The sequence below is a fragment of the Brevundimonas sp. GCM10030266 genome, assembly GCF_042666595.1.
Taxonomy (GTDB): domain Bacteria; phylum Pseudomonadota; class Alphaproteobacteria; order Caulobacterales; family Caulobacteraceae; genus Brevundimonas.
Genome location: NZ_JBHTCY010000004.1, coordinates 220571 through 245068, shown reverse-complemented (window position 1 = coordinate 245068; position 24498 = coordinate 220571). Strand labels below are relative to the sequence as shown.

Annotated in this window: 24 protein-coding genes and 4 tRNA genes; 11 read left to right on the top strand and 17 right to left on the bottom strand. The window is 69.4% G+C overall.

The window, feature by feature from the left end; translation table 11 throughout:
- Nucleotides 1-3: 3 nt before the first annotated feature.
- Complete coding sequence (locus ACFQQC_RS13475; protein ID WP_376862943.1) at nt 4-321, bottom strand: succinate dehydrogenase assembly factor 2; 318 nt, start codon at nt 319-321, stop codon at nt 4-6.
- Nucleotides 322-473: 152 nt separating this feature from the next.
- Between ACFQQC_RS13475 and ACFQQC_RS13470 the strand changes: the two genes are divergently transcribed.
- Together ACFQQC_RS13470 and recG are read left to right on the top strand one after the other, a co-directional pair.
- Nucleotides 474-1337 carry a DUF6065 family protein gene (locus tag ACFQQC_RS13470; protein ID WP_376862942.1) on the top strand — a complete coding sequence of 288 codons (864 nt, stop codon included), beginning with the start codon at nt 474-476 and terminating at the stop codon, nt 1335-1337.
- 75 nt (nt 1338-1412) lie between these two features.
- Nucleotides 1413-3500: an ATP-dependent DNA helicase RecG gene (gene recG / locus ACFQQC_RS13465; RefSeq protein WP_376862941.1), complete on the top strand. Its 2088-nt coding sequence runs from the start codon at nt 1413-1415 to the stop codon at nt 3498-3500.
- Nucleotides 3501-3506: 6 nt separating this feature from the next.
- Here recG and ACFQQC_RS13460 read toward each other — a convergent pair whose 3' ends face one another.
- Genes ACFQQC_RS13460 through kdsA form a run of 4 tightly spaced genes read right to left on the bottom strand, consistent with a single transcriptional unit; the run spans nt 3507 to nt 7950 of the window.
- Nucleotides 3507-4613: a DUF3089 domain-containing protein gene (locus ACFQQC_RS13460; RefSeq protein WP_376862940.1), complete on the bottom strand. Its 1107-nt coding sequence runs from the start codon at nt 4611-4613 to the stop codon at nt 3507-3509.
- Entirely contained in the window at nt 4610-5611 is a 1002-nt protein-coding gene (gene rfaD, locus ACFQQC_RS13455; RefSeq protein WP_376862939.1) for an ADP-glyceromanno-heptose 6-epimerase, read from the bottom strand. Before rfaD ends, ACFQQC_RS13460 begins: the two co-directional genes overlap by 4 nt.
- Nucleotides 5611-7065, bottom strand: a complete 1455-nt coding sequence (gene rfaE2, locus ACFQQC_RS13450; RefSeq protein WP_376862938.1) for a D-glycero-beta-D-manno-heptose 1-phosphate adenylyltransferase — start codon at nt 7063-7065, stop codon at nt 5611-5613. The genes rfaD and rfaE2 overlap by 1 nt, the downstream gene beginning before the upstream one ends.
- Before the next feature lie 18 nt (nt 7066-7083).
- Entirely contained in the window at nt 7084-7950 is an 867-nt protein-coding gene (gene kdsA / locus ACFQQC_RS13445) for a 3-deoxy-8-phosphooctulonate synthase (protein ID WP_376863233.1), read from the bottom strand.
- Nucleotides 7951-8054: 104 nt separating this feature from the next.
- Here kdsA and ACFQQC_RS13440 point away from each other — a divergent pair, with 104 nt between their 5' ends.
- From ACFQQC_RS13440 to ACFQQC_RS13425, 4 genes are read left to right on the top strand one after another with little or no spacing between them, the layout of a single operon-like run.
- Nucleotides 8055-9515 carry a cryptochrome/photolyase family protein gene (locus ACFQQC_RS13440; protein ID WP_376862937.1) on the top strand — a complete coding sequence of 487 codons (1461 nt, stop codon included), beginning with the start codon at nt 8055-8057 and terminating at the stop codon, nt 9513-9515.
- Nucleotides 9516-9548: 33 nt separating this feature from the next.
- A complete protein-coding gene (locus ACFQQC_RS13435; RefSeq protein WP_376862936.1) occupies nt 9549-10769 on the top strand; it encodes a class I SAM-dependent methyltransferase in 1221 nt (406 codons plus the stop codon).
- 21 nt (nt 10770-10790) lie between these two features.
- The gene (locus ACFQQC_RS13430; RefSeq protein WP_376862935.1) at nt 10791-11393 is read left to right on the top strand and encodes a sulfurtransferase; all 603 of its coding nucleotides are present in this window, start codon (nt 10791-10793) and stop codon (nt 11391-11393) included.
- Nucleotides 11303-11635 carry a rhodanese-like domain-containing protein gene (locus ACFQQC_RS13425; RefSeq protein WP_376863232.1) on the top strand — a complete coding sequence of 111 codons (333 nt, stop codon included), beginning with the start codon at nt 11303-11305 and terminating at the stop codon, nt 11633-11635. Before ACFQQC_RS13430 ends, ACFQQC_RS13425 begins: the two co-directional genes overlap by 91 nt.
- Here the strand turns inward: ACFQQC_RS13425 and ACFQQC_RS13420 are convergent.
- Nucleotides 11632-12954, bottom strand: coding sequence for a dicarboxylate/amino acid:cation symporter (locus tag ACFQQC_RS13420; protein WP_376862934.1), 1323 nt, complete (start codon nt 12952-12954; stop codon nt 11632-11634). The two genes, ACFQQC_RS13425 and ACFQQC_RS13420, sit on opposite strands and share 4 nt — an antisense overlap.
- Before the next feature lie 30 nt (nt 12955-12984).
- On the bottom strand, nt 12985-14091 hold the full coding sequence (locus ACFQQC_RS13415) for an amino acid ABC transporter substrate-binding protein (RefSeq protein WP_376862933.1): 1107 nt from the start codon (nt 14089-14091) through the stop codon (nt 12985-12987).
- A gap of 87 nt (nt 14092-14178) precedes the next feature.
- Here ACFQQC_RS13415 and metC point away from each other — a divergent pair, with 87 nt between their 5' ends.
- Together metC and ACFQQC_RS13405 are read left to right on the top strand one after the other, a co-directional pair.
- Nucleotides 14179-15366 carry a cystathionine beta-lyase gene (gene metC / locus ACFQQC_RS13410; protein ID WP_376862932.1) on the top strand — a complete coding sequence of 396 codons (1188 nt, stop codon included), beginning with the start codon at nt 14179-14181 and terminating at the stop codon, nt 15364-15366.
- 81 nt (nt 15367-15447) lie between these two features.
- On the top strand, nt 15448-15843 hold the full coding sequence (locus ACFQQC_RS13405; protein WP_376862931.1) for a hypothetical protein: 396 nt from the start codon (nt 15448-15450) through the stop codon (nt 15841-15843).
- 5 nt (nt 15844-15848) lie between these two features.
- On the opposite strand, the gene ACFQQC_RS13400 is transcribed toward ACFQQC_RS13405, so the two are convergent.
- Nucleotides 15849-15925 (bottom strand) — tRNA-Arg (locus tag ACFQQC_RS13400).
- Between the two features lie 157 nt (nt 15926-16082).
- A complete protein-coding gene (locus ACFQQC_RS13395) occupies nt 16083-16391 on the bottom strand; it encodes an ETC complex I subunit (protein WP_376862930.1) in 309 nt (102 codons plus the stop codon).
- Between the two features lie 132 nt (nt 16392-16523).
- Here ACFQQC_RS13395 and ACFQQC_RS13390 point away from each other — a divergent pair, with 132 nt between their 5' ends.
- Nucleotides 16524-16889: a hypothetical protein gene (locus ACFQQC_RS13390; RefSeq protein WP_376862929.1), complete on the top strand. Its 366-nt coding sequence runs from the start codon at nt 16524-16526 to the stop codon at nt 16887-16889.
- A gap of 12 nt (nt 16890-16901) precedes the next feature.
- Here ACFQQC_RS13390 and ACFQQC_RS13385 read toward each other — a convergent pair.
- The 8 genes from ACFQQC_RS13385 to ACFQQC_RS13350 all read right to left on the bottom strand — a co-directional run bounded on the left by ACFQQC_RS13385 (nt 16902) and on the right by ACFQQC_RS13350 (nt 22037).
- Nucleotides 16902-16978, bottom strand: a tRNA-Pro gene (locus ACFQQC_RS13385).
- 78 nt (nt 16979-17056) lie between these two features.
- The gene (locus ACFQQC_RS13380) at nt 17057-17527 is read right to left on the bottom strand and encodes a DUF192 domain-containing protein (RefSeq protein ID WP_376862928.1); all 471 of its coding nucleotides are present in this window, start codon (nt 17525-17527) and stop codon (nt 17057-17059) included.
- A gap of 31 nt (nt 17528-17558) precedes the next feature.
- Complete coding sequence (locus ACFQQC_RS13375; RefSeq protein WP_376862926.1) at nt 17559-18119, bottom strand: cold-shock protein; 561 nt, start codon at nt 18117-18119, stop codon at nt 17559-17561.
- A 199-nt stretch (nt 18120-18318) separates the two neighbouring features.
- A tRNA-Glu gene (locus ACFQQC_RS13370) sits at nt 18319-18393 on the bottom strand.
- A gap of 195 nt (nt 18394-18588) precedes the next feature.
- A tRNA-Glu gene (locus ACFQQC_RS13365) sits at nt 18589-18663 on the bottom strand.
- 94 nt (nt 18664-18757) lie between these two features.
- The gene (recJ, locus tag ACFQQC_RS13360; RefSeq protein WP_376862925.1) at nt 18758-20563 is read right to left on the bottom strand and encodes a single-stranded-DNA-specific exonuclease RecJ; all 1806 of its coding nucleotides are present in this window, start codon (nt 20561-20563) and stop codon (nt 18758-18760) included.
- Nucleotides 20563-21522 (bottom strand): class II fructose-bisphosphatase, encoded by a 960-nt coding sequence (gene glpX / locus ACFQQC_RS13355; protein WP_376862924.1) that lies wholly within the window; start codon nt 21520-21522, stop codon nt 20563-20565. The genes recJ and glpX overlap by 1 nt, the downstream gene beginning before the upstream one ends.
- A gap of 59 nt (nt 21523-21581) precedes the next feature.
- Nucleotides 21582-22037 (bottom strand): hypothetical protein, encoded by a 456-nt coding sequence (locus ACFQQC_RS13350; RefSeq protein ID WP_376862923.1) that lies wholly within the window; start codon nt 22035-22037, stop codon nt 21582-21584.
- Between the two features lie 76 nt (nt 22038-22113).
- On the opposite strand from ACFQQC_RS13350, the gene phaC reads away from it, so the two are divergent.
- Nucleotides 22114-24108, top strand: coding sequence for a class I poly(R)-hydroxyalkanoic acid synthase (phaC, locus tag ACFQQC_RS13345; protein WP_376862922.1), 1995 nt, complete (start codon nt 22114-22116; stop codon nt 24106-24108).
- The gene (locus ACFQQC_RS13340; protein ID WP_376862921.1) at nt 24105-24485 is read left to right on the top strand and encodes a hypothetical protein; all 381 of its coding nucleotides are present in this window, start codon (nt 24105-24107) and stop codon (nt 24483-24485) included. The genes phaC and ACFQQC_RS13340 overlap by 4 nt, the downstream gene beginning before the upstream one ends.
- Nucleotides 24486-24498: the final 13 nt, after the last annotated feature.

Below are 24498 nucleotides of genomic sequence, written 5' to 3'. Positions count from 1 at the left end.
CCATCAGCCGGCGCCCTTGGCCACTTCAGCGGCGACATGCTCGGCCATGAAGGCGCGGATCTTGGTCATCAGGCTTCCGTCATACTTTTCGGGCGTCGGCGCGGTCTGGATGATCCAGGCATAGAGGGCGTGGTCGTCGTCCTCCATCAGCAGGTCCTCGAACAGGTCCAGCTCAGCGGCGTCCAGCGACGGCCCGACCTGATCGGCGAACGGCCCCAGCACCAGATCGGCTTCACGGAAGCCGCGCCGCCAGGCACGGAAAGCAATCCGGCCCAGCCGTTGTTCCCGGGTTTCGTTCAGACGCGCGTTCGTATCGGCCACAAGAATCCTTGCCCGGTCAGTCATGTAAGGTCGGGGCCGGAGATAGGCCCTCGCCGGCCAATTTGCCAGCACCGCCGGACCCTCCGCCCACCGTCATAAAAGCTTGCCGGCCGCCCCCTAAGCCGAAGGCGACAGACAGAGGGGTTCGGACCATGGCGAAACGGCTCAAGGGATCGGCGCCGGCGCGCCTGAAAAACGCCCCCGTCCGCGCCGCCGACACCGAACTGCTCTGCTATGTGCGCGAGGGCTGGACCCCGCGCATCGCCCCGGCCTCGGGCAAGCGTCAGTGGATGTCGGACACGCCGGAGAGCTTCGCCTATCGCTGCCTGCCGCTGGCCATCGCCAACGCCCACGGCTGGGAGGTGCTGAGCCCCTGCGGCTTCAAGGCCCGCTGGCATGGCGATCAGGGCGCGCGCTCCATCGAGATCGTGCTCGATCCCGGGACCGATCCGAAGAAGGCCCCGGTGTCCGAGTTCGGCAACGGCGTCCTGACCTTCCACGTCGATGGGATCATGCGGACGTCCGAGGGCTGGAACCTGTGGGTCGGCGGCCCGCCCAACGCGGCCAAGGACGGCATCGCCCCGCTCAGCGGCGTGATCGAGACCGACTGGTCCCCCTACACCTTCACCATGAACTGGAAATTCACCCGCCCGGACGTCTGGATCCGGTTCGAGGAGAACGAGCCCTTCTGCTTCTTCTTCCCGACCCCGCGCGGGGTCATGGCCGGACTCAAGCCCGAACTGCGCCCGATGGAGGACGAGCCGGGCCTGCAGGAGACCTATGACGCCTGGGCCATCTCGCGCGCCGAGTTCCAGGAATGGGCCCGCCGCACCAAGCCCTCGGCCCCGGCCGACCAGTGGCAGAAGCTCTACTATCGCGGCCTGCATCCGCAGGGGCACGCCGGACCGGACGATCACGAGACCAAGCTGCGCCTGACGCCGTTCCGCCAGACCGGCTCCCGCCGCGTCTGCCCGGTCGACCACGCCAGCCTGCGCAAGCGTGACGGCCCAGCGTGACGGCCAAGCGTGACGGCCAAGCGTGACGGCCAAAGCGTGACGGAGAGGGGCGCCCCGCGATAGGCTGGCTCCTTCATGCGGCCCCAGATTCTCTTCCCCCTGTTCGCCGAGGTCTCCACCCTGAAGGGCGTGGGGCCCAAGGTGCTGCCGCTCGTGCACAAGGTGGCCGGGCCGCTGGTGCGCGACGTCCTGTTCCTGTCGCCCTCCGGGGTGGTGGTGCGCCGCCCGATGACCGCGACCAATGCGGTCGAGGGACAGGTCGGCATTTTCGAGGTCATGGTCGACCGCCTGTTCCTGCCCTCCAAGCCGGGCGCGCCGATCAAGGTGCGGGCCTCTGACCAGACCGGCTTCGTCCACCTGATCTGGTTCGGCGGCTCGGGCCAGCACATCGACCGCCTGCTGCCGCGCGGCGAAACCCGGCTGGTCTCGGGCAAGGTCGAGCGGTTCAACAACGAGGTCCAGATCGTCCATCCGGAGGTCTTCAAGCCGGCCGAGGCCGACGAGATCGCCATGGTCGAGCCGGTCTATCCCGCGACCCAGGGCCTGACCTCGCGCAACATCCGCAAACTGGTTCTGCAGGCGCTGGACCACGCGCCGGAACTGGCCGAGTGGCAGGACCCGGCCTGGCTAGCGAAACAGAAATGGACCGGCTGGCGCGAGGCCATCGCCGCCCTGCACACCCCGACCGGCGAGCGCGATCTGGAGCCGGACGCCCCCGTCCGCGAGCGGCTGGCCTATGACGAACTGTTCGCCCACCAGCTGGCGCTGGCCCGGCGTCGGCGGGCGCGGCAGATCACGCCCGCCCCGGTCATCCGTCCTGGCGAGGCGTCCGAACGGCTGCTGGCCGCCCTGCCCTTCACCCTGACCGGCGCGCAGGCGCGAGCGGTCGAGGAAATCCGCCACGACCTCGCCTCGGGCGAGCAGATGGGGCGGCTGCTGCAGGGCGACGTCGGCTCGGGCAAGACGGCGGTGGCGGCGCTGGCGCTGGCCGACGCGGCGGCCTCGGGCTTCCAGGCGGCCCTGATGGCCCCGACCGAAATCCTCGCCCGCCAGCACTGGCAGCGGCTGGCGCCGATGCTGGAGGCCGCGGGCGTGCCGACCGTCCTGCTGACCGGTCGCGACAGCCAGGCCGAGCGGCGGCCGAAGCTGGCGGCGCTGGCGTCCGGCGAGGCGAAGGTCGCCATCGGCACCCACGCCCTGTTCCAGGACGCGGTCCGCTTCGACAGGCTTGCGCTGGCGGTGATCGATGAGCAGCACCGGTTCGGGGTCAATGAGCGCGCCCGGCTGCAGGCCAAGGGCGATCCGCGCACCGGCGGCGTCCACCTGCTGACCATGTCGGCCACCCCCATCCCGCGTACGCTCGAGCTGACCCAGTACGGCGAACTGGATGTGTCGCGCCTGACCGAGAAGCCGCCGGGCCGCACCCCGGTCACCACCGCCGTCCTGCCGCTGGCCCGGATCGGCGAGGTGGCCAAGCGGCTGAAGGCGGCGCTGGACAACGGCGCCCAGGCCTACTGGATCTGCCCGCTGGTGGCCGAGAGCGAGGCGATCGACCTGGCCGCCGCCGAGGCGCGCGCCGCCGATCTGCGCCGCATCCTGCAGGTCGAGGTCGGACTGGCCCACGGCCAGATGCCGGGCCCTGAGCGCGAGGCGGTGATGGCCGATTTCGCCGATGGCCGCACGCCCCTGCTGGTCGCCACCACCGTGGTCGAGGTCGGGGTCGATGTGCCCAACGCCTCCATCATGGTCATCGAACACGCCGACCGCTTCGGCCTGGCCCAGCTGCACCAGCTGCGCGGGCGGGTCGGTCGCGGCAGCGCGGCCTCGACCTGCCTGCTGCTCTATGGCGGCGGCGATGACGGCCTGGGCGAGACGGCGAAGACCCGGCTGGAGACCCTGCGCCGCACCGAGGACGGGTTCGAGATCGCCGAGGAGGACTTCAGACTCCGGGGCGGCGGCGATCCGCTGGGCCTCAAGCAGAGCGGCTTCCCGGCCTATCGCTTCGCCGATCCGATCCGCCATCGCGGCCTGATGCTGGCGGCGGCGGACGATGCGCGCATCGTACTCGGCCGCGATCCGGACCTGCTGTCGCCGCGCGGCGAGGCGGTGAAGATGCTGGAGGCCCTGTTCGACTGGCGCAACGACCGGTCGGCCCTGGACTAGGCTCGACTAGGCGGGATGCCGGGCGCTCCACAGCGCCAGCCGCGCCTGAACATCGGCTTCAATATCGCCATAGAACAGATTGTAGGGACGCGCCTTTCTGCGATCCGCCCAGCTGCCGGTCGGACGCAGGGACTCGATATCCGGGTCGTTGTGGCGCAGCAGGCCCTCCCGGCATTGGGCCGTGACTTCCCGCGCCATCAGCGCCGGCCGGGCGCCCCATTCCAGCCCCGTCGCATTGGTGACGCCGCGCTGCAGACGGGCCGGAACCACCGCCCCGTCCGTCGAGCCGCTGATCGGGTTCACGCACAGCGGCGCGCGCCCCGCCAGATCGACCAGACGGCCGCGTCCATCCCAGACCAGCGCCCGGCGCAACTGTCGTCGCGCCGCGCCATCATTGTCATCGGTGACGGCGGACCAGCCGACGATGCAGCCGACCTGCTGACGCTGGGCGCAGGCGGGCACGGCCGGGGACAGGCGATCCGCCGCCGTGATCACATCGATCAGATAGACGGCGACCAGACGCGATCTCAGGGCGGCGTCGCTCGCCACCCGCTCGCGCACCAGCCGCTCCAGCAACTCACCGCCCTGCTCGGCCCCGGCCAGCACGATCGGCCCGGTCGGATGGCGCGCCAGCCAGGCGTCAAAGGCCGCCACCACGTCGTCATAGGCGAAGGCCCGCGCCTCTCGCGCATCCTCGCGCAGGGTCAGGCGGGTGTAGAGGCTGCCCTGCCGGTAGCGCGGCGCGCTGACGATCCCCGCCCGCGCGAACGGCCCCGCATAGTTCGGCAGCACCACCTCCTGCAGCCAGCGCTCGCCATTGCGGTCGCCGATCGGCCCGTTCCAGTGGCGTCCGCCATCATAGGTGGTCGAGTGCAGGAAGAAGACCGAGGCCGCGCCCATGTCGGGCGTGCGGGCGTCCAGCAGGGCCCAGCTGTCCGGACGGCCGTAGTCGGGCGCCGGGGGCGGCGTATAGGTCTGGAACGGCACCTGCGGGTCCAGACCGGCGCGCAGGATGTCGCCGCGCCAGACGCCGACAGCGACCGCCACCAGCAGGAACAGGGCGATGCCGACAATGCCGATCCACTGCCGGAATGTCAGCTTCGCGCGGCTCACCGGTAGGCGTCCGGCTTCATCAGGAAGTCCTGCACATACCGGCGGACCCCTTCCCCCAGCGGCGTCGACTGACCGCTGTAGCCGGCGGCGCGGACGCGCTCCATCCGGGCCTCGGTGAAGTACTGGTACTTGTCCCGGATCGACAGCGGGGTGTCGACATACTCGACCTGTGGCTCCACCCCGGCCGCGGCGAAGGTGGCGTGGGCCAGATCGAGGAAGGAGCGCGCCTGTCCCGACCCGGCGTTGAACACGCCCGACACCGCCGGGGTCTCCAGCAGCCAGGCGATGATATCGACCACGTCCTCGACGAAGACGAAGTCGCGCATCTGGCCGCCGTCGGCGTAGTTGGGGTTATGCGACCGGAACAGGGTGACCGGCTCGCCCGCCTGCACCTTGGGCCAGATCTGGGCCACGACCGACTTCATGCCGCCCTTGTGGTACTCGTTCGGCCCATAGACGTTGAAGAATTTCAGCCCCGCCCACTGGCCCGGCGCATGGCCCTGACCGGCCTGCTTCACCGCATACTGGTCGAATAGGTATTTCGAATAGCCGTAGGCGTTCAGCGGACGCAGGCCCGACAGCCAGTCGATGTCATCGCGATCCTCGAACCCGTCCTCGCCGTCCCCATAGGTCGCGGCCGAGGAGGCGTAGATCAGCCGGGCGTCGCGCAGGGCGCACCAGTCCCACAGGTCGCGCGACAGGCTGAAGTTGGTGCGCATGATCAGGTCGGCGTCGGCCTCGGTCGTCGAGGAGATGGCGCCCATATGGACGATGGCCTCGACCCGTTCGGCGTGCCGCTCCAGCTTCTCGAACAGCTCTTCCGGCGACCAGAAGTCGGCGATGCCGTGCTTGGCCAGGTTCTTCCACTTGCCCAGCGCCGCCTCTTCCATGCGGTCGCAGACAACGATGTCGCGCTGGCCGTCCGCACACAGACGCGCAACGATGTTCGAGCCGATGAAGCCCGCGCCGCCGGTCACAACGATCATCCGACGCGTCATCAGTCAGCCTTCATCTTTTCAATCGTGCGGGTCGTGGAATAGCCGTCCTCGAACGTCGCCAGTTTCACCTCGCCGCCCCAGCTCTCGACCAGGTCGCCGCCGACCACGCCCTCGCGGGTATAGTCCGCGCCCTTGATCAGCACATCGGGCCGCAGCCGTTCGATCAGGGCCAGCGGGGTCGGGTCGTCGAAGCTGGTCACCCGGTCCACCGACTGCAGGCCGCCGATGACCACGGCGCGGCTGTCCAGATCATTGATCGGACGGCCCTCGCCCTTCAGACGACGCACCGAGGCGTCGGTGTTCAGCGCCACCACCAGCCGGTCGCACCAGCTGCGCGCCTGCGCCAGATAGGCCACGTGGCCGCGATGCAGGATGTCGAAACAGCCGTTGGTGAAGCCGACCTTCAGCCCCTGACGACGCCAGCCCTCGACCACATGCGCCAGTTCCTCCAGCGGCATGACCTTGGCGTGGGCGCCCGAGGCGTGCTGGCTCATCTCGGCGTCGATCAGTTCGGCGGGCGAGACCACGGCGGTGCCCGCCTTGCCGACCACCACGCCCGAGGCGAGGATGGCGAACTCCACCGCCGTCTCCAGCGACGCGCCCGCGCCCAGCGCCAGCCCCAGCGCCGCCAGACCGGTGTCCCCGGCGCCCGAGACGTCGAACACCTCACGCGCCCGGCCGGGGAAATGCTTCACCGCCCCGCCGCGCCGCATCAGGCTCATGCCCTTGCCCGCGCGGGTGACGATGATGGCCCTGGCGGTCGTCGCCGCCAGCAGGGCCGTCAGCGCCGCCTCGACCTGTTCATCCGTGTCGACCGGCAGACCGGTGGCGCCCGCCAGCTCGCTGGCGTTCGGCTTGATCACATCGACCGCGCCGTATCGGGCGAAGTCCGTGCCCTTGGGATCCACGATCACCGGCGCGCCCGAGGCCCGCGCGGCCTTCAGGGCCTCGTCCAGCAGCCCGGCGGTGACCCCGCCCTTGGCGTAGTCCGAGATCAGGATGCTGGCCGCGCCGTCGAACACGCCATTGGTCGGAAGGGTGCGGTCGCCCGCCTCCTCGTCGTCCAGCCGCAGCAGCTGCTGCCCGGCCGAGACATAGCGGGTCTTCACAATGGTCGGGGCGGCGGTGCTGACCTCGACGAAGCTTTCGACGCCCTCGTCCTGACGGATCAGCGTCTGCAGCTCGACGCCGGCGGCGTCCTCGCCAACCGTCGCGCCCAGCCGGGCCGAACCGCCCAGCGAGCCGACGTTGCGGGCGACATTGCCGACGGCGCCCGCCATGGCCACCGTCCGCTTCGCCTTCAGCACCGGGATCGGCGCCTCGGGCGAAATCCGGCTGACCTCGCCATAGACGTAGCGGTCCAGCATCAGGTCGCCGACACAGGCGACCTTCAGCCCGCGCACGCGCTCCAGAAGCGCCTGCAGTTGTCCCAGATCGAGCGTGCGTTCAGCCATCCGGTCGAACTATCGGATTCAGGCGGCCTTCGCCATCCGCGCCTTCGACAGATCGTCATAGGCCAGCAGGTCGGCGGCCAGGGCCTCGAACTGGTTCAGCGGCACCATGTTCGGGCCGTCCGACGGCGCGTGGTCCGGGTCCTGGTGGGTTTCCATGAACACGGCGTCCACGCCCACGGCCACGGCGGCGCGGGCCAGCACCGGCACGAACTCGCGCTGGCCGCCCGAGGACGTGCCCTGCCCGCCCGGTTGCTGCACCGAGTGGGTGGCGTCGAACACGACCGGGCAGCCGATCTCCTTGAGGATCGGCAGGGCGCGCATGTCGCTGACCAGGGTGTTGTAGCCGAAGCTGGCGCCGCGCTCGCAGGCCATGACGTTCGGATTGCCGGCGCCGGTGACCTTGGCGATGACGTTCTTCATGTCCCAGGGGGCCAGGAACTGGCCCTTCTTGATGTTGATCGCCTTGCCGGTGGCTGCGGCGGCCAGCAGCAGGTCGGTCTGGCGGCTCAGGAAGGCCGGGATCTGCAGCACGTCCACGACTTCACCGGCGATCCGGCAATGCTCCTCGGTGTGCACGTCGGTCAGCACCGGCAGGCCGACGCTCTCGCGGATCTCGGCGAAGATCGGCAGCGAGCCTTCCAGGCCGAAACCGCGCGCAGCGTTGGCGCTGGTGCGGTTCGCCTTGTCGAAGCTGGTCTTGTAGATGATGCCGACGTTCAGCCGCTCGCCGATTTCCTTCAGCGCATGGGCCATCTCCAGCGCGTGATCCCGGCTTTCCAGCTGGCACGGACCGGCGATGAAGACGATGCGCTGGTTGCCGCCGATGCTGACGGGACGGGCGACGCCCTTGATGTCGATGACGGCGTTGGGCTGGGACACGGTGATTTCCTGCGATGGCGACTTGGCGACGCGCGGCCCTTGCCGCACCTATGCGGCGATCAGGTGGCGTCGGGCGTTGAGGTTCGCAAGCTACCACGGAGCCCGACCGCATGACCACCAGCCCCGCCCCCGTCATCCTGTGGTTCCGGCGCGACCTGCGCCTGTCGGACAATCCGGCCCTCAACCAGGCGGCGGAGACCGGCGCGCCGATCGTTCCGGTCTATATTCATGACGGCGGCCCGCTTCAGGACCGGGCCGGCGGCGCCTCGCTCTGGTGGCTCGACAAGTCGCTCCGCGCGCTGGACGACAGCCTGAAGGCGCGCGGGTCGCGGCTGATCCTGCGGTCCGGCGATTCGGAATCCGAGCTGCGCCGCCTGATCGACGAGACCGGCGCCGACAGCGTCTTCATGAACCGCCGCTTCGAGCCCGAACTGTTCGCCCGCGACGCCGACATCGCCCATGCGCTGAAGGACGAAGGCGTCGAGGTGAAGGGCTGGAACGGTTCGCTGATGTGCCGCCCGGGCGCCGTGCTGAACGGCTCGGGCCAGCCCTACAAGGTCTTCACCCCCTTCCTGAAGGCCCTGCTGGCCATGGCGGAGCCGCCGTCGCACACCACGGGCCCGCGCACCCTCGACACGCCCGCGGGCCTCCGCAGCGAGGCCCTGGACGACTGGAACCTGCATCCCGGGAAGCCGGACTGGTCCACCGGCTTCGACTGGACGCCGGGCGAGGCCGGAGCCTCGGAGGCCCTGTCGCGCTTCATCGCCGGGGGACTGAAGGCCTACAGCCGCGACCGCGACTTCCCCGCCGCGCCCGGCTGCAGCCGCCTGTCGCCCCACCTGCATTTCGGCGAGATCCATCCCTGGCGGGCTATCGAGCGGGTCCGGGCCGCGGCCGAGGCCGGGAAGGTTCCGCAGGCCGAGGCCGACAAATTCGTCGCCGAACTGGGCTGGCGCGATTTCTCCGCCCACCTGCTGCACAACTTCCCCCAGATCACCGACACCGCCTTCCGTCCCGAATACGACCGCATGCCCTGGCGCGATGACGCGGCGGGGCTCCGGGCCTGGCGGCGGGGGCAGACCGGCTATCCCATCGTCGACGCCGGCATGCGCCAGCTCTGGACCACCGGCTGGATGCACAATCGCGTCCGGATGATCGTCGCCTCCTTCCTGGTGAAGGACCTGCTGATCGACTGGCGAAAGGGCGAAAAGTGGTTCCGCGACACCCTCGTGGACGCCGATCTGGCCAGCAATGTGCAGAATTGGCAGTGGGTCGCGGGATCCGGAGCCGACGCTTCACCGTACTTCAGAGTGTTCAATCCGATCACTCAGGGGACGAAGTTCGATGCCAAGGGACAATACGTCCGCCGCTGGGTGCCCGAGATCGCGGCCCTGCCTGACAAATGGCTCCACGCCCCCTGGACCGCGCCGCCGGAAATCCTGCGCGGCGTCGGCCTGCGCCTCGGCCACGACTATCCGCGTCCGATCGTCGATCATGGGCAGGCGCGGGATCGCGCCCTTGAGGCCCTGCGCACCGTCACCGCGTCCCGCTACGACGACCTTGAGCATTGACGCCCGGGGGGCGGCCTCCCCACTTGGTCTGGCATGACGTCCCTGACCGCCGAACGGCATGAGGCTCCGGCCCGCACGCCCCGCGGGTTCGCGCTGCTGCTGCGCCTGCTTTCCGCCAACTGGACCTTCGGCCAGCTGACCGTCCTGCTGCCCAACGGGGAAACCCACCGGCTTGAGGGCGCCGAGGCCGGCCCGACCGCCGTGCTCGACATCCGCGACTATCGCTTCGCCCGCCGGGTGCTGGCCAATGGCGATATCGGCTTCGCGGAAGGTTACATGGCCGCCGAGTGGGAGACGCCGCATCTGGCGCCCCTGCTGGAGGTGCTGGCCCGCAACTACGACAACATCCGCCGCCTGTTCGACGGCAATCCCCTGATGACCGCGGTCAACTGGCTGTCGCACCGGATGAACCGCAACAGCCGGTCGGGGTCGAGGAAGAACATCCACGCCCACTATGATCTGGGCAATGCCTTCTACGACCGGTGGCTGGACCGTTCGATGACCTATTCGTCGGCGCGCTTCACCGCGCCGGGCCTGTCGCTGGAGGCGGCGCAGCGCGAGAAATACGCCGCCCTGGCCCGGATGATGGACCTGCGCCCCGGCCAGACCGTGCTGGAGATCGGCTGCGGCTGGGGCGGCTTCGCCGAGTTCGCGGCGAAGGAGATCGGGGCGAAGGTCACCGGCATCACCATCTCGCAGCAGCAGTACGATTTCGCGAAACAGCGCCTGTTCGATGCGGGCCTGTCGGAGAAGGCGGACATCCGGCTGGTCGACTATCGCGACGTGACCGGCCAGTTCGACCGCGTCGCCTCCATCGAGATGTTCGAGGCCGTCGGTCAGGAATACTGGCCCGCCTATTTCGGCAAGATCCACGACGTGCTCGCCCCCGGCGGCCGGGTGGGCCTGCAGATCATCACCATCGAGGACGCCCTGTTCGCCGAGTACAACCGGCGCACCGACTTCATCCAGAAATACGTCTTCCCCGGCGGCATGCTGCCCTCCGAGGAGAGGCTGAAGCCGGTCATCGCCCGCGCCGGGCTGGGCTGGGACGCAATCGAGCGGTTCGGCGTCGACTATGCCGACACCCTGAAACTCTGGGACGAGCGCTTCCAGTCGGCCTGGCCGGAGATCAGCGCCATGCCCGGCTTCGACGAGCGCTTCCGCCGCCTGTGGCGCTTCTACCTGGCCTATTGCGAGGCCGGCTTCCGTTCGCGCCGCACCGATGTGGTCCAGCTGGCTCTGGCGAAGGGCTGAGGCGGGGCGCATATCGGAGGCATGACCTCCGCCCTGATCTCCGCCGCCGAACTGGCCGATCGCCTTGGCGAAACCGACCTGCGCATCGTCGACGCCAGCTGGCATCTGGACGGGCATGACGCCCGTGCTGACTTCGCCGACCAGCATATTCCCGGCGCGGTCTTCCTCGATCTGGACGCCGTGTCCGATCCGGACAGCCCCCTGCCCCACACCCTGCCCTCGCCCGCGTCCTTCGCCGCCTCGGCGGGGGTGCTGGGCCTGTCGGATCGCGACCGCATCGTCGTCTATGACACCGCCGGCCTGTTCTCGGCCGCCCGGGTCTGGTGGATGCTGAAGATCATGGGTGCCCGCGACGTGCGTGTGCTGGACGGCGGCCTGCCCGCCTGGACCGCGCTGGACCTTCCGCTGGAGCAAGGCGTGCCCGGTCGTCCGCCGTTCGAGGTGTTCAGTCCGCGCTTTGACACCGCCGCCGTCGCCGCCCTGCCGGACGTTCAGGCCGCCTTGATGCAGATACCCAGGTCGTCGACGCCCAGATCGTCGATGCAAGGGGCGCCGCCCGCTTCCGGGGCGAGGCCGCCGAGCCGCGACCGGGCGTCCGCTCCGGCCACATGCCCGGCGCCCTGAACCTGCCCTATGGCTCGCTGCTGAACCCCGACGGGACGATGAAGCGCGGCGCCGCGCTGGAGGCCGCCTTCACCGACGCCGGAATCGACCTCGACCGCCCGGTCATCACCACCTGCGGCTCGGGCGTCACCGCCGCCATCCTGACGCTGGGCCTGCACGAGCTGGGCCGCACGTCCCGCCTCTATGACGGCAGCTGGAGCGAATGGGGCGCGCCCGAAGGCGGCCCCGTCGTTACCGGTTAGGCCGGCTTCACCGTCGGCTCGACCACATCGTCCGGCACGCTGTCGTCGCTCTCGCCGCGCGAGACGACCGTGGCCAGCACCAGGTCGCCGGTCACGTTCAGCGTGGTCCGGCACATGTCGAGGAAGCGATCGACGCCGAGGATCAGGCCAATGCCTTCCACCGGCACGCCCACCATGGCCAGGATCATGGCGACCACGGGCAGCGAGCCCGCCGGGACGCCGGCGGTGCCGACGCCGCCCAGGATGCAGACCAGCATGACCACCAGCTGCTGCGTCAGGGTCAGCTCGATCTGGAAGAACTGCGCCAGGAACAGCACGGTCACGCCCTCGAACAGGGCGGTGCCGTTCTGGTTGGCGGTGGCGCCGACGGTCAGCACGAAGCGGGCGATCTTGCGCGGCAGGCCCAGCTGCTCCTCGGCGGCGCGCAGCGACACCGGCAGGGAGGCGTTGGACGAGGCGGTCGAGAAGGCCACCACCATCGGCTCGCGCACGCCGCGGAAGAATTTCACCGGGTTCATGCCGCCGGCAAGCCAGACGACCAGCGGATAGACGACGAACATATGGATCGCCATGGCCCCGACGGCCACGCCGACGAAGGAGGCCAGCCGCACCAGCAGGTCCCATCCGAACAGGGCGGCCAGGTTGAACATCAGACAGGCGATCGCATAGGGCGCCAGCTTGATGACCATGTTGATCAGCTTCATCGTCACCTCGAGGATGCCCTCGATGACGGTCTGCAGCCTGTCGGTGGCGGGGCTCTTGGCCATCACCAGACCGATGCCGAAGAACAGGGCGAAGATCATCACCGGCAGGATCTGGTTCTCGGCCGCCGCCGTGATCACGTTCGAGGGGATCAGGTCCAGCAGGAAGGTGCCGAACTGCACATTCTCCGGCGCCTTCTCGACGATCGCCGAGGCGCCTTCACGCCCCTGGGCCAGCAGTTGCTGCGCCATGGCCGGATCGACGCCGGCGCCCGGCTGGAACAGGTTGACCATGCCCAGGCCGATGACCACGGCGATACCCGACACCACGATGGTCAGCAGCAGGGTCTTGATGCCCGCGCGGCCCAGCGACTTCAGGTCGCCCATCTCGGCCACCCCGACCACGAGGGCCGAGAACAGCAGCGGAATCACCAGCATGAACAGCAGGCGCAGGAAGATCTGGCCCGCCGGTCCGGTGACATTGGTGGTCAGCCAGACGACCCAGGCCGCATCGGGGCCGATGGCCAGATTGACCGCCATCCCGCCGCCCAGACCGACGATAAAGCCGATCAGCATCAGCCAGTGCAGGGCCAATCCGCCCTTTTTGGTCGCTTCCATGAACAGGTCCCCAGCTTGCGAGCCGCGTGGTTATCGGATGGGCAGGCCGTAGATCAAGCCGGCAGGCCGTTGGTTCCATTGTGCATTGAGCCCGCGGGCGAGGTCGAGCGGTGAATCCGCCCCGACGTTGCGGGCGAAGATTTCGCCATAGTTGCCCTCGGCCTCGATCGCCGTGCGCATCCAGGTCTTGGACAGCCCCAGCATCGGACCGAACTCGCCCTCCTCGCCCAGCAGGCGGCGGACGGCGGGGTCGCGGCTCTCATCGGCCATCTGGGCGACGTTCTGGCGGGTGACGCCCAGTTCCTCGGCCAGGATCAGGCCGTTCAGGGTCCAGCGCACGATGGAGGTCCAGGCCTCGTCGCCGCGCTTCACCGCCGGGCCCAGCGGCTCCTTGGAGATGACCTCGGGCAGGATGGCGTGCTGGTCCGGCGCCGCCAGCAGGGTCCGGGCGGCGGCCAGGGCGGAAATGTCGGCGCTGAAGGCGTCGCAGTCCTCGCGGGCATAGGCCTCGCGCGCCGCCTCCTCGTTCTGGGTCACGACCGGCGTGTAGGCGATGCCCCGCGCGCGGAACCAGTCGGCGACATTCGGCTCGCTGGTCGAGGCCCGCTGCACGCAGATGCGCGCCCCGTTCAGCTCCGCCGCGCTGGACAGGTTCAGCGACCGCCGCACGAGGAAGCCCTGGCCGTCGTAGTAGTTGATCCCGGCGAAGCGGACGCCCTCCTCGGCCTCGCGCGACAGGGTCCAGGAGGTCTCGCGCCACAGCACGTCGACCCGGCCGCTGCGCAGGGCGTCGAACCGCTGGCTGGTGGTCAGCGGCACGAAGCGCACCGCATTGGCGTCGCCCAGCACCGCCGCCGCCAGCGCCCGGCAGAAGTCGGCGTCAAAGCCGCGCCACTGGCCGCGATTGTCCGTATAGGCGAAGCCGACCAGACCCTCGTGCACGCCGCAGTTCAGCCGGCCGCGCCGCTTCACCGCCCGCAGGGTGGCGCTGGCGAACTCGGGCGCCTCGGTCGGGGTGGTGACGGCGGCGTCTTCGGGCGTGTCGTCCTCGCGCGCGCCACGATCGCAGGCGGCGAGCGCCATCGTCGCGATCAGCGCCAGCGCCGTCGTCCGAATCCTGTTTCCGCCTGTCCGCATGCCGCGCCTCGTCAGTGTGTCCGCCAGACTTGCGCCCCGGCCCTTTTAGAGGCCTTTGAGCCCTGAACCGCAACCCCGCGAGGCGCCATGACCGACCGTTCCGACCGCACGCGCCTGATCGCCGGGGCCACCCGCCGCGCTTCAGGCCCCGGGCTCGGCCGTCGCCCGGTCTCCCCGCCCGTCGAGCGGGCCTCGACCCTGCTCAACGATTCGCCGGCCGCCATGCGCGACGGCTCCATTGGCCCGACCTACGGCATCGAGGACCTGTCGGCGGGCCGCGCCCTGCGTGAAGCCCTGGCCGAACTGGAGGGCGCCCGCGACGTCTGGCTGGTGCCGTCCGGCCTCGCCGCCGTCACCGTGCCCCTGACCGCCCTGCTCCAGCCCGGCGATCAGGTCGTCACGACCGACGCCCTCTACGGCCCCACCCGCCGCTTCCTACACCGCCACCTTCGCCCGCGCGGGATCGAGACCGTCTTCCACCCCGCCGAGGCCGGAACCGACGCCATCCTGTCCGCCCTCACCGACCGGACCAGGGTGCTGCTGATCGAGTCGCCCGGCTCCCTGACCTTCGACATGCAGGACGTCCCCGCTCTCGCCGCCGCCTGTCGCGAGCGCGGCGTCAAGACGATCATGGACAACACCTGGGGCGCGGGCCTGGCCTTCAAGCCCTTGGCCCACGGCGTCGACGTCAGCGTCCAGGCCCTGACCAAATACGCGGGCGGCCACTCCGACCTGCTGATGGGCGCCATCGCTGTCGCCGATGACGCCGTCGGCAAGCCGATCTTCGAGACACTTGAGGACTATGGCTGGCGCGTCACCTCCGACGACGCCTGGCTGGCCCTGCGCGGCCTTCGCACCCTGCCCCTGCGCTATGCCGAACAGGCCCGCTCGGCGCGCATCGTCGCCGACTGGCTCCTGACGCAGCCCGAGGTCGCCGACGTGATCTGGCCCGCCCTGCCCGACAGCCCCGCCCATCCCCTGTGGAGCCGCGACTACACCGGCGCCGCCTCCCTGTTCGGCGTTGTGATGAAGGGCGGCGACACCGCCTCGGCCCACGCCCTGATGTCGGCCCTCAGCCTGTTCGGCCTCGGCTACTCCTGGGGCGGCTTCGAAAGCCTCATCACGCACGAGACGGCGCAACTGGCGATGCGCGGCTCCCCGCCGAAACTGGCGGGCGAACTGCTGCGCCTGCATGTCGGACTGGAAGACCCGGCCGACCTGATCGCGGATCTGGAGGTGGGGCTGGGGGCATGGCGGAGCGCAACAGGCGCGTAGGCAGACCGAAAGTCGGGCGAAGGACGAGTTCCCAAACTCTGCGATTGCGGAAAGCTCGACAGTAAACCCAAACTGCGCACCATGAGAAAGCTGGCATTCACAGGATCGGCGGTCGCAGTTGTGTTGCTGGGCGCCGGTTGCGCCCCTCGCCCTACCGCTGATCTGTCGCTGGGCGACTGCGCCCGGTTCATTGCGCTGGCGAACAGCAACCGCGTGATAGGCGGCAGCCTTGCAGGCAGCAGTCTCGGCCTCAGTGACGAAGGGTCTGAATTCACAGGTCGGGTAGCGATGATCGGTGATCCGGACGACCACCCCCGTCACTACCGCGTCACCGGCCCCACCCTTCTTTCGGTGGGCATTCATCGGGCCGGTCAGCGTTCAGAATTCGATCTCAGCCTGCCGGCAGGGACAACGATCACCTTGGCGGACCACACCAGCCTCGTCCGTTGTGAAGTCGCCGAAGCAGCATCCCGCTGAAACCCTGGCGCGCCCTGCAGGATTCGAACCTGCGACCGTCCGCTTAGAAGGCGGGTGCTCTATCCAGCTGAGCTAAGGGCGCTGAAGGGGTGCAGAGGCCGTACCCGTAAGACCAAAATGGCTCAAGGGCTGCGCGGCGCCCCGGCCTCAAGTAGCGCGAAGCGCGATAGGCCAACAAGAATGGCCTCAAGTAGCCGCCAGGCGGTAGGCCACTCAAAAAAGCACTGATCGCGACGCGATCAGTGCGTCCACGACTGCTTGCGGTAGGTGGCGAAATTGTCGGCGTAGGCCTTGATGATCACCGGCGGCTCCTGCGGCTCGTGCAGGCGGAAGGCGATGCCGTGGCGTTCGGCGTAAGCGACGGCCTCTTCCTTCGAATCGAAGGTCAGGCGGACCTGGCCGTTCATGTCCGACGAGGAGGTCCAGCCCATCAGCGGGTCGATGGTGCGGGCCGAGGCCGGCTCGAACTCCAGCCGCCAGTCTCTCGACTTGGCCTTGCCGGACTGCATGGCGGTCTTGGCGGGGCGGTAGATGCGGGCGATGGCCATCGGAATCCTCATGCGTCCGGCCGAAACCGGTCCCCGCGTCCTAGAAGCCTTCGCCCGCAGGATCAAGGCAGGCCATCAAGCGGGGGCGGCCTTCCCGACGCCGCCTGCGCGGAAAATCCTTCGAATCTCCACATGCCTCTTGCCGCCGGGCGGCGCATGAAGGGACATCACTTCTCGGGCGAGGCCGGAATGACGGGCATGACCACACGCAATGAAGCTCCCGGGAACGGACCGGTCGTGCCGCTGTGGCGGGTGGGCCTGTGGGGCGGGATCGCTGGCCTCCTCGTGCTGCCGCTGATCGCCATGCAATTCACCCGCGAGGTCAACTGGGGGCCGGAGGACTTCGCCTTCGCCGCCATCCTGCTGGTCGGCGCGGGCGCCCTGTTCGAACTGGCGGCGTGGAAGGTGCGCGACCTGACCGGCCGGATGGTGCTGGCGGCGGTGCTGCTCGGCGCTGTGTTGCTGGTCTGGGCCGACGGGGCCGTGGGGATCTTCTGACCCGCTAAACTCTGGTCGGAGTGAGAGGATTCGAACCTCCGACCCTCTGCTCCCAAAACAGATGCGCTACCAGGCTGCGCCACACTCCGATCCAGAGCGGCGGGTCTTGCCACGCGCCGCCCCCGATCGCAATGCGAAAGACGTGGCCGCAATCCGTGATCGACGCCTTATTCGGCGAAGAAGGGGTGGGTGACCTTGTCGCCCGGCTTGGCGCCGATCTCGTCCGAGCGACCGGCGCGCAGTTCCAGCACCCCCATGGCCGGTCCGTTGGACGGCAGGATGGTGTCGTTGTTCGGCGCCGCGTTCTTGACGATCGAGACGATCCGTCCGTGCGGGTCCAGATAGAGGATGTCCAGCGGGCTGGGCGTGTTGTGCATCCAGAAGCCGCGCTCGGCCACGTCCGGGAACTGGAACAGCATGCCGCGGTCGTCGGCCAGCGGCGGGCGCTCCATCAGGCCGCGCTGGCGCTCCAGCTCATCGTCGGCGATCTCGACCATGAATTTGTGCTCGCCGGTCGAGGTGGTGACGGTCAGCGGCTCCAGCGGCTCGCCGTTCGGCCCCTTGGGCGCGCCCATGGCGCAGCCGGCCAGAACAATGGCGCCGGTCAGGGCCGCCAGAATTCCACGACGATGAATCATAAGCGTCCGCCCTTTTTCCGGGGCGGAGACTTCAGCCGCCCATTCTGATTTCAGCGACCACCAGCCCCTTGGGGCCATCGGCGAACCGCACCGAGACCGGCTCGCCCGGCAGGAGGTCATCCAGCCCGCAGCGCCGCAACGTCTCGACATGGACGAAGATATCGCCCGCCTGCCCGTCGCGCACCACGAATCCGTAGCCCTTGGTACGATTGAACCATTTGACGACCGCCGGCTCCAGCGGGCCGCCCGATCCGGCGAAGGCCACGGCCGCGCGCGGGCGGTCGGGGTCCGGCGACGGACGACGCGGCTGCAGCGCCGCCAGCGCCGGATCGCCTTCGCCCAGGTCCAGGATGGCGGTCACCTGCCAGCCCTTGGGTCGGCGCACGCATTCGAAGGAAATCGGCGCGCCCTCGCCGGCGGTCTCGTGCCCGGCGTCGCGCAGGCTGGAGATGTGGAGCAGCACGTCCTTGAGATCGGTCAGCGTCGGATCATCAGGGACGATGAAGCCATAGCCCTTGCCGGGATCAAACCATTTGATCCGCCCGGCGATCCGCACAGCGGTCGCCGTATCCCCAACCTCGTAATCCGACACAACTTTCCCCCTGCCCGGGATCTGTACGGGCACGGCTTATTTAACACGGTTCTTCGAACACCTGAAAAGCGAAAAACACCCGTTTTTAGCGGTTGTATGAGTTTGATCGCTCAACCTGACACAGGCCCGCCGTCGCACAGGGCATGGCGCAGCCCCTGCGGCGGGCGGGTATCCGGCAATGTCGGGGAGACGCCCCGCGTGGCAGTCCCTAGGGGAATCGAACCCCTCTTTTCAGGTTGAAAACCTGACGTCCTAACCGATAGACGAAGGGACCGCTGCGCGGGGAAGCGGCGATATAGCCGAGCCGATCCGGCAGGCCAAGCCCAATCTCACCATCTCTTCTGATCGACGGACCGGCCCGGTCCGACGGCCGCTCCTGCGTCATGCGCATCGACGCACGCACTCGACGGGCGACGCGGAATCGCGACGCCCGGGGCGATCATTCCAGCGATGTGAGGAATGCCCCGCGTGGCAGTCCCTAGGGGAATCGAACCCCTCTTTTCAGGTTGAAAACCTGACGTCCTAACCGATAGACGAAGGGACCGCTGCGCGGGGAAGCGGCGATATAGCCGCCGACTCGGACGGCTGCAACGCCTTTTTCGAAGAAAATCCGGATCGCCGTTACGGCCCCGCTTTCGTCAGGCCATGCGCGGATCGGCGACGTCCTCGATCTCGAACTGCACGCCACGTCGCCCGTTCCAGTCGTCCGCCTTCAGACGACCGGCGACGCTCAGCCCGCCGCCGCCCGCCAGCAGGGCCTGACCGGTCGGCAGGTCGGCGCAGCGCCAGGCGATGGCCTTCACCGAGGCCCCGTCCGGCCCGACCAGACGACAGCGGACATGGCCGCCGTTCATCGCCACCGGCTCGCGCACCTGCACATGCTCCATGGCGAACAGGGGCTCGGGGTTCGCCGGGCCGAAGGGCGCCAGGGCCTCGAACTGCTCGAACAGGGCGCGGGTGGCGGCGCGCGGCTCGATCAGGGCGTCCAGCTCGACCGCGTCCAGCGCCTCGGCCGCCGCCTGCTCGCCCGACAGCCGGTCGTTCAGGAAGTCGCGCAGCTCGCCGATCCGGTCGGCCCTGACCGTCAGGCCCGCGGCCATGGCGTGGCCGCCGCCGGCGATCAGCACGCCCTGCTCCCACGCCGCCTGCACCGCCTTGCCCAGGTTCATGCCCGGCTGCGACCGGCCCGACCCCTTGCCGATGCCGTTGACCGCATCGACGCCGATGACGATCACCGGCTTGCGCCAGCGTTCGCGCAGCCGCCCGGCCACGATGCCGACCACGCCCGGATGCCAGTCCTCGCCCTCGACGACCACCACGGCCGAACCGTCCTCGTGGGCGCCCGTGGCCTCGACCCGGCGGATGGCCTGATCGGTAACCGCCTTCTCCACCTCGCGCCGGGCGATGTTCAGGGCGTCCAGCTCGCGGGCCAGGGTCGCCGCCTCGGCCGGGTCGTCGGTGGACAGCAGGCGCGCGCCCAGGTCGGACTTGCCGATCCGCCCGCCCGCATTGATGCGCGGCCCCAGGATGAAGCCCGCATGATTGACCTTGGCCGGGCCTTCCTCGGCCCCCGCGGCGGCCAGCAGGGCCTTCAGCCCCGGATTGCTCCAGCTCGACATGACGTTCAGCCCGAGGCTGGTCAGCGCCCGGTTGAAGCCTGTCAGTCCGGTCACGTCGCAGATGGCGCCCATGGCGGCCAGATCCAGCCACTGGCGGATGTCCGGCTGCTCGCGCCCTTCAAAGAGGCCCCTGCCCCGCGCCTCGCGGTTCAGGGCGGCCAGCAGGACAAAGACCACCCCGGCGGCGGCCAGATTGCCCTGCCCCGAGTTGCAGCCCGGCCGGTTCGGATTGACGACCGCCAGACACTGCGGCGGCTCCTCGCGCATCATGTGGTGGTCGATAACCACGACCTTCAGCCCGATGGCCGCGGCATGGGCCACCGCCTCATTGGCCGCCGCGCCGCAGTCCACGGTGACCACCAGATCGGCGCCCGAGGCCTTCAGGGTGTCGAACGCCTTCGCGCTGGGGCCATAGCCCTCGGTGATCCGGTCGGGGACATAGATGGGCAGCTCCGCCCCCATGGCCCGGAACCAGCGCACCAGCAGGGCCGCGCTGGACGCGCCGTCCACGTCATAGTCGGCGAAGACATGGATCGACGATCCGGCCTGCAGGGCGTCGATGATCGCGGTGGCCGCCGCGTCCATGTCGGTGAAGCTGGACGGGTCCGGGAACAGGGCCTTCAGCGTCGGCGCCAGAAAGTCCTGCCCCTGATCGGCGCGCACGCCCCGGGCCGCCAGCGCGCGCGCCAGCGGCTCGTCCAGACCGAGCGTCTGCATGTGGGCGCGGGTGGCGCCGGCGTCGGCCGGTCTTTGTTTCCAGACCCGGCCCGACAGCGAGCGGGAGACGCCCAGAAAGGCCGTGTCCGGGCTCCCGCCGTCGGCCATCAGGCGACCGGGCGCGTCGTGCGGATGCGCTGCACGGTGCGGGTCGAGGAATCCATCACCAGCGTGTGGGTGGTGACGAAGCCGTCGCGGAACGACACGCCGTCCAGCATGGCGCCCTTGGTCACGCCGGTGGCGGCGAAGATGGCGTCCTTCGAGACCAGCTCGTGCAGGTCATACTTGCGGTCGAAGTCGGTCACGCCGGTGCGGCGGGCGCGCTCGCGCTCGTCGTCATTGCGGAACACCAGACGGCCCTGGAAGAAGCCGCCCACGCATTTCAGCGCCGAGGCCGCCAGCACGCCTTCCGGGGCGCCGCCCTGACCGAGGTACAGGTCGATGCCGGTTTCCGGCTCGGCGGTGTGGATCACGCCCGCCACGTCGCCGTCGGTGATCAGCACCACCTTGGCGCCGACCTCGCGCAGGGCCGCGATCAGATCGGCGTGGCGCGGGCGGTCCATGACGCAGACGGTGATCTCGCTGGTCGGCACGCCCTTGGCTTTCGCCAGGTTGCGGACGTTGTCCTGCGGGGTGAAGTCCAGGTCGACGGTGCCGGCCGGATAGCCCGGGCCGACCGCGATCTTGTCCATATAGGTGTCCGGCGCGTGCAGCATGCCGCCGCCCGGCGACATCGACAGCACGCACAGGGCGTTGGCCATGGCCTTGGCCGTCAGGGTGGTGCCTTCCAGCGGGTCCAGGGCGATGTCGATGGCCGGGCCTTTGCCGGTGCCGACCTTCTCGCCGATGTACAGCATCGGGGCCTCGTCGCGCTCGCCCTCGCCGATGACGATCTTGCCGTCGATGTCGAGGCTGTTCAGCGCGGTGCGCATGGCGTCCACGGCCAGCTGGTCGGCCTTCTTCTCGTCGCCGCGGCCGATCTGGGCGTAGCTGGCGATGGCGGCCAGCTCGGTGACGCGCGCGGCGTCGGCAGCGAGGGTCGATGCGTAGGGGGCCGTGTCGGCCATGGGCGGTCTCCGTGAGCGATGATCCCCGGATTCTGTCGCCCGGGCGATTCTGGAAGGGGTTACTGGCGGTTGATCGGCGGCGGGGCGCGGCCCCGTTCGCGGGCGGCGCGCAGGCGCGCCTCGATCTCGGCCTGGGTTTGGGCGGTGACCGGAGACACCGGGGTGGCGGCGACGCGGTCCCGCACCTCGCGGGCGAAAGTCGAGGCGTCACCCGTGGTCTGCCAGTCGATTCGCGCCGCCTCGCCGTTCAGGGCGCCGGCGCTGACGCGCAGGGTGTTCACCTGCACGGCGATCTGGGTCGGCTCCGGCGCGGGCTCGCCGCGCGGGAAGTCCTCCCAGCGGGGATAGTCCCGGTTCGCCTCGACCAGCGCCTGCACCTGCGGCGCGACCGGCGAGGTCATGTCGGTCTTCGGCGCGAAGGCGGTGCCACAGGCCGACAACAGGCCCGCGCCCGTCAGGACGACGCACAGCGCAGCATTTTTCCGGTTCAGCGCGTTCATTTCAGGGGTGGTCATATGCCATGATCATGACAGGCGGAAGGGCGGCGCGAGTCCTTCTCGTCCAATAATGACGCGCAGCAGGAACCGCAGCATGGCCCGACGCCCGACCGTCCCGCCGCCCGAGGCTCCCTCCGGAGCGCCTCCGAAGGCCCCGCGCCGCGCCGGTCGCCCGACCTCGGCCAAGCCGCCCCGCCCCCGCGCCGCCAGGGCGAAACCCGCGCCGGAAGAGGCGGCTGAACCTGCCCCCGCCCCCGAACCGGAGGCCCGGCCCCAACCGGAAGCAGGCCCGGAAACCGGTCCCGACGCCGCCGCCTTCGGCGCCGAGCAGCGCGAAATGCTCGAAACTTTGTCGCTAAATCTGGCCAAGGCGGCCATGACGGCCCAGAGCGCCATTGCCGAGGCCGCGCTCAGCCAGGCCGATCGCCCCGCCGCCCTGTCGCCCGATCCCTTCAACGTCGGTCCGGCCATGACCTCGGTCATGTCCAGCCTGGCCAGCCGCCCCGACCGGCTGTTCAGCGCCCAGGCCGACCTGTTCAACCGCTACATGGACCTGTGGGCCAGCACCGCCCGCCGCGCCGCCGGCGAGGACGTCCCCTCCGCCGCCATCAAGGACAAGCGTTTCAAGGACCCCGCGTGGTCCGAGAACCCCATGTTCGACATGATGCGCCAGTCCTATCTGGTCACCGCCGACTGGATGAACGGGCTGGTCGCCTCCGTTGACGACGTCGACCCGCGCACCAAGCGCCGCGCCGAGTTCTTCACCAAACTGCTGACCGACGCCTTCTCGCCCTCCAACTTCCTCGCCTCCAACCCGGTCGCCCTCAAGGCCCTGGCCGACACCAACGGCGAATCGCTGGTGAAGGGGATGCAGAATTTCGCCGCCGATCTGGAGCGCGGCCACGGCAAGCTGAAGATCAGCCAGGCCGACGACGGCGGCTTCGAGGTCGGCGTCAATGTCGCCACCGCCCCCGGTCAGGTGGTCTGGCGCGACGACCTGTTCGAGCTGCTCCAGTACGACGCCACGACCGAAACCCAGCACGCCATTCCGCTGCTGATCTTCCCGCCGTGGATCAACAAATTCTACATCCTGGACCTGCAGCCGCAGAACTCGATGATCCGCTGGCTCTCGGCCCAGGGCTTCACCGTCTTCGTCTGCTCGTGGGTCAATCCGGACGTCGACAAGGCCGGCTACGGCTTCGACGACTATCTGGAAAAGGGCGTCTATCGCGCCGTCGAAAAGGTGCTCGAGCAGACCGGCGCCAAATCCGTCAACACGGTCGGCTACTGCATCGGCGGCACCCTGATGGGCGCGGCGCTGGCCCATATGGCGGCCCGGGGCGACGACCGCGTCTCGGCCAACACCTTCTTCGCCGCGCAGCACGACTTCGCCGAGGCCGGCGACCTGCTGCTGTTCACCGACGAGCACTGGCTGGCCGAGATCGAGCAGCAGATGGACGCCGCCGGCGGGGTCCTGCCGGGCGCGGCCATGGCCGAGACCTTCAACTCGCTGCGCGCCAACGACCTGATCTGGTCCTTCTTCGTCAGCAACTACCTGATGGGCAAGGCCCCGCCGGCCTTCGACCTGCTTGCCTGGAACGCCGACCAGACGCGCATGCCCAAGGCCCTGCACATGGACTATCTGCGCTCCATGTACGGCCGCAACGCCCTGACCGGCGGCGACTTCACCCTGGGCGGCGAGACCATCGACCTGTCGAAGGTGACCATCCCCCTCTATTTCCAGGCCAGCCGCGAGGACCACATCGCGCCGATGAACTCGGTCTATCGCTCGGCCCGCGCCTTCTCGAACGCCGACGTGACCCTGACCCTCGCCGGGTCCGGCCACATCGCCGGCGTCGTGAACCCGCCCTCGGCCAACAAATACCAGCACTGGATCAACCCCGCCCTGCCCGCCACCCTCGACGAATGGCAGGCCCAGGCGCAGGAACACCCCGGCAGCTGGTGGAATCACTGGGCCGACTGGCTGCATGAGCGCTCCGGCCCGCAGGTTCCCGCCCGTGATCCGACGAAGGGCCCGCTCAAGCCGGTCGAACCGGCCCCCGGAAGCTATGTGAAAGTGAAATCTTGAAGCGTCTCGACCCCAATCTGCTGCTGGCGCTCTCCACCGCCTTCCCCCTCGCCCTGCTGGTGGCCACCGCCGCCCTGTTCGGCGTGCCGGGGACGTGGATCCGCAACCTCCTGATCGTGGTCCTGTGCACCGGCGGCTTCGTCCTGCTGAATCCGGTCCTGCTCAAGGCGATGAAGATCACGCCGCGCCCGCCGCTGATCCATCCGGACGCCCCGGGCACGGCCGTCTGGGCCGGCCTCTTCCCGCTGATGATCATTGTGGCCGCCGCCGTCCCGGTCTTCTGGCCCGGCCACGACTACGGCCTGCTGGTGGTCATCGCCTCGGTCTGGTTCGCCGCCACGGTCGAGTCCGCCATCAAGGCCATCCGCGCCCGCTGACTCGCCACGCCGC